This is a genomic window from Coleofasciculus sp. G1-WW12-02 (assembly GCF_040219735.1).
Taxonomy (GTDB): Bacteria; Cyanobacteriota; Cyanobacteriia; order Cyanobacteriales; family Coleofasciculaceae; genus Coleofasciculus.
The window spans coordinates 1-7055 of the sequence record NZ_JAVJRX010000181.1 but is presented as its reverse complement, the minus strand read 5'-3'; the positions used below and the strand labels follow the sequence as shown (position 1 = coordinate 7055).

The following is a 7055-nucleotide window of genomic DNA, read 5'->3' as shown; positions in this document are numbered from 1 at the left end:
TTCATGCTTTTTTTCTCTTAGTCTTTGACTCCATTATTTTACATTAAAAACGCCTGAAATAGTTATTGGGCAAACATTTTGGGATTTAATTTATTCAATTTCATCGCTATGAATCCTGTTGAAATATCTGCGGAATGTAGGTTGCAAAATCCGCGACGGTAATAGTCGTGGATTTTTACTGTTGAAAAATACTCGACTATACGATAAGATTAGAATTAGATGGCAAGGTATCCCGAACTCTATGGGGTAATATGGTACGGTTGTAATACCGTGCCCCTGTCAGTTGATGAGGTACCCCGAACTGCACGGGGATGTATAGCGCGGTTGAGATACCGTGCGCCTGTCAAAGTAAAACAATTCCTTCAAGGTAGAGTTTTATTGATTAAGACTCTGCTAGGGCGAAATCCACGACTATCACAGTCGTGGATTCGCATTTAGAAGCACAACTCATTGAAGCGATTATCAAACTGTATTTATTCACGGGGAATTTTAGATAGATTAAGTTGAGGTTTTAATAGATTGAATGCTGCTTGCAATTCTGAACTACCACTTGCTGTAGACTCTTTGGATGTACGGTCAATCAAGTAGGTTAGATAATCAGCTAGCTGCAACCCTGTATAAAATTCTGAAAACCCAAATACAGGAAGTTCCACAAAACTAGAAGGTTCTTTTCGAGCATTGACCCAATCTCTATATGCCCTGATCAATCGCCCATCTTGAACAGCCGTGTGCTGAGTTGAACGCGAATCCATAAAAAGTATCCCCGTTTCGTTAGATTGCTTTAGAAAATCATCTATTTTTTCTAGCAATTCCCTGAAAGCAAACTGATATAACTCTGTGTCATCTTTGATAGACTCACCACTGTCGCGGAGTCCTCTCTTGTCAACCTGAATAGCCAAAATATGGCAAGGTAACTGACTTAGGATTTCTGAGACTTGCAAGAACACCTGCATACGGTATTCACGTTTAACTTTCTTGAACTTACCTAACCCTTGCCAAATATCACGACCCTTTAGCTCCCAGTTTTCTAACTGACCGCCGCTGAGTATACCTTTCTTGAATGATAAAATGATGCTATCCATTTGAAACCAGTTCTGGGCAGGAATAGCGAAGCTCACCAAAAAGAAAAAATTCGTTTGTGTATCTTTCCAGCCAGTACCACCCTCATCAATGTAAAACAAAATCATTTGGCGTTATAGTAATTATTGGCACATCAACGCTAAATCTTAGCGGTTATTGACCCTTTTGTTGAGATTCAGCGAAATGAACCCCCTTTGACCACGGCGATTAAAATCGCTGCTACAAAAACAAAGTCTGCCGATGCTTCGGCAAACTTCGCTAACGTGGATTGAGTTATAACAGGGGTAGCTAACCCGAATTTGGTATTACTGAATTACGTGAAAGTATTGATACTCCTCCGAGTAATCACCAATAATCAGGGACTGAACTGGTCAACGCATTGGAAGAATAAGCCCAATTTTCCAATCCACAAAAGGTAAAAATTAAGGCTTATCCTAAACAAATCGGTTGATTTGCACAGATGCAAGAGCAAATGCTTTAGGTTTTAAATATCTCATCAGTAGTTTGTTTCGTTCTATCCTACGACTTATTATCCATTTGATATCTTGTAATGCTTCAGTAGCTGACGGATAGCGTTTCCAGAATCGATGACGAACCATTCTATCTAAGACTTCAGCTAACTCTGGACTTACGAACACCTTATCGCGCCAGATAATTTCATGTGTATAAATATTTTTTAGTTCTTCAGGATGATAGCCAGTTAGAGCTTGAATACCAATCATCCCCACAGCATAGATGTCACTGCTTAATTGGGGAGAACCATTAGCTTGTTCATAGGGTACATATCCCGGAGTACCAACTCCCATCGTTAAGTTGGCTGGACTGTAATTAGATCGGGGAAATATTTCTTTGATTAAGCCAAAGTCAATCAAAACAATCTTTCCATCTGTGTGACGCCTCATGATATTTTCAGGTTTAATGTCTCGATGAATGATTCCATGCCTATGGACAACCTCTAAAACTTCTAAAATTTCCTGTAATAGGGTAAGCACCTTAGTTTCAGTTAATTGTCTCCCGCTGAGTTCTTGGCTCAGATCATGCCCTTCAATGAATTCTTGAATAAGATAGAACTCCCCATTTTCCATAAAGTAATCGAACAACCGTGGAATTTGAGGGTGGTTTCCCAATCGAGCGAGAGCTGTCGCTTCCCTGTGGAACCACTCTAAAATTTTGTCTGGATGAAAGCTTTGTCGATTCTCTACTGAAGGTTGGAGTTGTTTAACAACAAGCGGAGGAGAGGCAGGAAAACACAGATCTTGAGCTAGATAAGTGTTGCTGAAGCCTCCACTTCCTAGAATGTCTCTAATGAGGTAGCGTTGCTTAATTATGAGATAGCGTTGATCAACCCTTCGTATTGCTCTTAGCATAAATTTTTAAGTAGGTGTGGATGTTGTCTTGATGGCTGAAACTACAAAGGCTAAGACTATAAAATAAGTTTTTGCACTGTACCTTGCAGGATAACAGCCAACCAATTAGTACAATAGTACCCTATTCGTTGAGAAACTGACAGACTACAAGACACATAGACAACAACCGCTAAAATCGAACAAGAGTCCTAGTCACTCAAATGCTAACCATGACCACACATTCCCCCGTAGATTTCCAAGACGCTTTTGATGTCATCGTTGTCGGTGCTGGACATTCTGGCTGCGAAGCTGCACTCGCCGCCGCCCGCTTGGGATGTCGCACTCTCCTGCTTACCCTGAACCTGGATAAAATCGCTTGGCAACCCTGTAACCCTGCTGTGGGTGCCCCGGCTAAATCCCAACTCGCCCACGAGGTAGACGCTTTGGGGGGAGAAATTGGTAAGATGGCAGACCGGACTTATCTCCAAAAGCGGGTATTAAATCAGTCGCGCGGACCTGCGGTTTGGGCGTTACGGGCGCAAACGGATAAGCGGGAATATGCGGCGGTGATGAAACGGATTGTCGAGAACCAGGAGAATTTGGTAATCCGTGAAGGGATGGTGACGGATTTAGTCTTGGGTGCGAATGATCAGGTTATCGGTGTTCAGACTTATTTTGGTGTATCATTCCAAGCCCCTGCGGTTATATTAACTACAGGAACGTTCCTGGGTGGATGTATTTGGGTGGGAAATAAGTCAATGTCCGCTGGACGCGCTGGGGAATTCGCAGCGGTGGGATTGACGGAAACCCTGAACCGACTGGGGTTTGAAACGGGACGTTTGAAGACGGGAACCCCGGCGCGGGTGGATAAGCGCTCCGTGGATTACACTCAGATGGAACCTCAACCTGGGGATGAAGCGGTATCTTGGTTCAGCTTTGACCCAGAGGTGTGGGTGGAACGGGAACAGATGAATTGTTATATTACCCGTACCACGCCCCAAACTCATCAGTTGATTCGGGACAATCTGCATCTGTCCCCAGTTTATGGGGGTTGGGTGGATGCAAAAGGACCCCGTTACTGTCCGAGTATTGAAGATAAAATTGTCCGGTTTGCGGATAAGGAAAGCCACCAGATATTTATTGAACCGGAAGGGCGAGATATTCCCGAACTCTATATCCAGGGATTCTCGACAGGATTGCCAGAGAATCTACAATTGCAAATGCTGCGATCGCTCCCGGGATTGGAACATTGTACAATGCTACGTCCGGCTTATGCTGTGGAGTATGATTATCTGCCAGCAACTCAGTGTTTTCCCACGTTAATGACGAAAAAAGTAGAGGGGCTATTTTGCGCCGGACAAATTAATGGGACGACGGGGTATGAAGAAGCCGCCGCCCAGGGTATTGTCGCGGGGATTAATGCGGTACGCTATGTGCGACATCAAGAAATGCTAATATTTCCTCGTGAAGAAAGCTATATCGGTACATTAATTGATGATTTATGTACTAAAGACTTGAGAGAACCTTACCGGATGCTAACCAGCCGTTCCGAGTATCGGTTACTCCTGCGTTCTGATAATGCAGATCGCCGTCTGACTCCTTTGGGACGGGAAATTGGCTTAATTGATGACCGCCGTTGGCAACTTTATAGTCGAAAACAAGACAATATTGCGGCGGAAAAGGAACGACTCCAGACTGTACGGATCAAGGAACATGAGGAATTAGGAGTTGCGATCGCGTCGGATACTCAGCAACGGATTAAGGGTTCGATTACGCTGGCTGAATTGCTGCGTCGTCCTAAATTCCACTATGTTAATCTGGATCACTACGAATTAGGTAATCCCAGTCTCAACCAAGCTGAACGAGAAGGGGCGGAAATTGATATCAAATATGCGGGATATCTGCAACGCCAGCAAAATCAAATCGATCAAGTGTCCCGTCAAGCCCAGCGACGATTACCAACAGATCTCGATTATGATGCTATTGAAACATTATCGAAGGAATCTCGCGAGAAACTATCACAGGTCAAACCCTTGACGATTGGTCAAGCCTCTCGCATTGGTGGAGTTAACCCGGCGGATATTAACGCCTTGCTGGTGTATTTAGAAGTGCGATCGCGCCAATCAGTGAACCGTTCAGATTCCCCCATACCAACAGCCTCAGCAATCTCAGGCTAATTCTACCCAATCCCGGACTTGTAGAGACGTTGCATGCAATGTCTCTACAATTTGAAAAGAACAAATGCCAGATTGGATGATATTATTCCACCTTATGTCCGACTGCGGTAATCATTTGTTTAATCGACTCCGGAGACGCCTCGGTTTCCACGCTAACCGTCTTACCCGCCACATCAACATTGACTTTCGCTTCAGGTTCGTGGGTATGAATCCCTTCGCTAATGGTTTTGGCGCAAGCATCACAGGCAATACTTGGAACGTTGAATTTCATCGAATTCGCCATAGTGTAGATTTCACTCCAGTTTTTATTCAACCTTTGATTATAGCGAAGTACTGATTCTCGTTCCTCACTCTAAGGGATGAACTTAGGGAAAAGCTTAGGGACAGAAAATGTAGTTCTTTCTATATCATCTTTATATCTATTTTATATCTATAACTGAATAATAATACAGGATAAAAATTACGATAATTGACGGAGTATTTTTTAGGCAGATTAGCGTATAGATTCTTAAAGGCAAACCCCTTTAAATATGTCATTATGTTAAGAGAAAGCCTTAATCTTACCTCGATCATGCAAGGAATATCCACTTTATTCACCCGTCCTCAATTCAACTCATCCGGAGATTATTTGAACAATCAAATTAACTTGAGCAGAAAAGTATCCAAATTGCAGCAATTTTTTGCCCAGTGCGATATTGATGAAGCTTTAGCAGAGCAACGCTTTCTAGAACGATGGATCACGGAACATCCAACCGAAGTTAACAATGCTTTACAAACAATACAACTGTCAGCGAATAATCTATTCGTTGTTCTAGGCTTTATCAATTCTATTGATGTAACCCTTAGAAAAGCCGTCATTGTCGCTTTTTTAAAGAATGAGTAAATCCGGGGAACGCTACCCCCGTTATAACCTAGTCCGCGCAGGCGGACGAAAGTTTGTGTAGCAGCGATTTCAATCGCCTCCTCTTGCTATACCATCCTGATACTCTGGCAAATTCCTGTCAAAGGAAAAAGAGAGAGTAATGGAGTTTTAGCATGAGCGATCCGTATTTACTAGCAGCCAGTCTGCTTACCGTTGGTCCGGTATCTGCACCCCCCCCACCCCCACTGGTTCCCAACCTATTCGAGAATCTGTCAGCTTTGTTGGCTTCAGCGAAAGCTCATCAATCGCACTCCGTTGTCACTCAACCGCTTATCTCTGGGGTGGAAATCCCTAGTGTTGAGTTTAGTTCATCGCCACTGAGACAAGTTCGGGAATTTTCTTCATCTTCGGCTTCAGCCAAAACGATACGGAACACGAATTTACCCGTCTCCCCCAAACCTCAATCCCCGGTTATCTCTCCCCAATCTGGAACTCAACTCTATTACCAACGATTCGCCGCACTAAAAGCGGGTCAAACCTATACACGTCTGTCGGCTGATAGCTTCCATTCGGTTTGGAGTGAAGCGAAACTGACTAAACCCACTCATACGCAATGGAAACAGCTACTCGCAGAAGAAGCGAAAGCGATGGCGAGGGGACAGGGGAATAATCGTTTGTCTATTTTAGTGGGTGATTCCTTGAGTCTTTGGTTTCCGACAGCCAACCTACCTAAGAGTCAATTTTGGCTGAATCAGGGTATTTCTGGGGAAAACTCTAGCCAAATTTTGGAGCGACTCTCGGCTTTTTCCCAAACGCGACCCGATACAATCTATGTGATGGCTGGCACAAACGACTTGCGCCAGGGTGTTCGCGATCGCGTGATTGTCGATAATACCCGCCAAATCATCCAGCGCTTACGTCAGAACCACCCGCAAGCTCAAATTATCGTTCAGTCTATTTTACCCACCAGGTTAAGTGCTATTGGGAGCGATCGCATCCACAACCTGAATCAGCAAATCGCCGCGATTGCACAGCAAGAAGGCGCAGGCTATCTTAACCTGCACAGCTTATTTGTGGATAATCAGGGTCAAATGCAACGGGAGTTAACCACCGATGGGATTCATCTGGCGAGGCGTGGTTATGCGGTGTGGCAAGATGCCTTAAACTATGCCGATGCTTTAATCTTGGCGAATCGTTAAGCTTGTTTGTCATTGTACCTACATACAACCCAAATCAACCTACGCGATCGCTGAGCTATAGGCGACAGCAGAGCGCTCTCCCGAAGGGGAGCGTCGGGAAGGATAGCCTGACAAGGCGAGCGAAGCGGAGTTGTCAAATTTCATGCGTTGAATATATACTAGAAACGTGGCAAACGTAAAATAAATAGATTTGCCGTTCTACGCCTTTGTTTCGGGCAATGCACAGAGTAGACACCCATAGCTGGAATAGGTTTTCTGGAAAAGCAAAAAACGAAAGCTTAAAAACAAGTTCTCACACTTAAGAAAAAAGTATTAAAAAGTGGGTCTGGGCATCTTACTCACTATAAAAAGCTCGAATCCTACGCTCTAGAAATAGAGATCGTTATAGATG

At 44.0% G+C, this 7055-nt stretch carries 6 protein-coding genes; 3 read left to right on the top strand and 3 right to left on the bottom strand.

Features of this window, described 5'->3' with window-relative positions:
- Positions 1-473: 473 nt before the first annotated feature.
- Positions 474-1187 carry a DUF3800 domain-containing protein gene (locus tag RID09_RS28385; RefSeq protein WP_446339266.1) on the bottom strand — a complete coding sequence of 238 codons (714 nt, stop codon included), beginning with the start codon at positions 1185-1187 and terminating at the stop codon, positions 474-476.
- A 327-nt stretch (positions 1188-1514) separates the two neighbouring features.
- The gene (locus tag RID09_RS28380) at positions 1515-2447 is read right to left on the bottom strand and encodes a protein kinase domain-containing protein (protein ID WP_446339265.1); all 933 of its coding nucleotides are present in this window, start codon (positions 2445-2447) and stop codon (positions 1515-1517) included.
- A gap of 209 nt (positions 2448-2656) precedes the next feature.
- Between RID09_RS28380 and mnmG the strand changes: the two genes are divergently transcribed.
- A complete protein-coding gene (gene mnmG, locus RID09_RS28375; protein ID WP_446339264.1) occupies positions 2657-4603 on the top strand; it encodes a tRNA uridine-5-carboxymethylaminomethyl(34) synthesis enzyme MnmG in 1947 nt (648 codons plus the stop codon).
- A gap of 82 nt (positions 4604-4685) precedes the next feature.
- Here mnmG and RID09_RS28370 read toward each other — a convergent pair whose 3' ends face one another.
- Complete coding sequence (locus RID09_RS28370) at positions 4686-4886, bottom strand: heavy-metal-associated domain-containing protein (RefSeq protein ID WP_446339263.1); 201 nt, start codon at positions 4884-4886, stop codon at positions 4686-4688.
- Between the two features lie 288 nt (positions 4887-5174).
- Between RID09_RS28370 and RID09_RS28365 the strand changes: the two genes are divergently transcribed.
- The gene (locus tag RID09_RS28365) at positions 5175-5486 is read left to right on the top strand and encodes a hypothetical protein (protein WP_446339262.1); all 312 of its coding nucleotides are present in this window, start codon (positions 5175-5177) and stop codon (positions 5484-5486) included.
- Between the two features lie 152 nt (positions 5487-5638).
- Complete coding sequence (locus RID09_RS28360; protein WP_446339261.1) at positions 5639-6664, top strand: GDSL-type esterase/lipase family protein; 1026 nt, start codon at positions 5639-5641, stop codon at positions 6662-6664.
- Positions 6665-7055 lie beyond the last annotated feature (391 nt).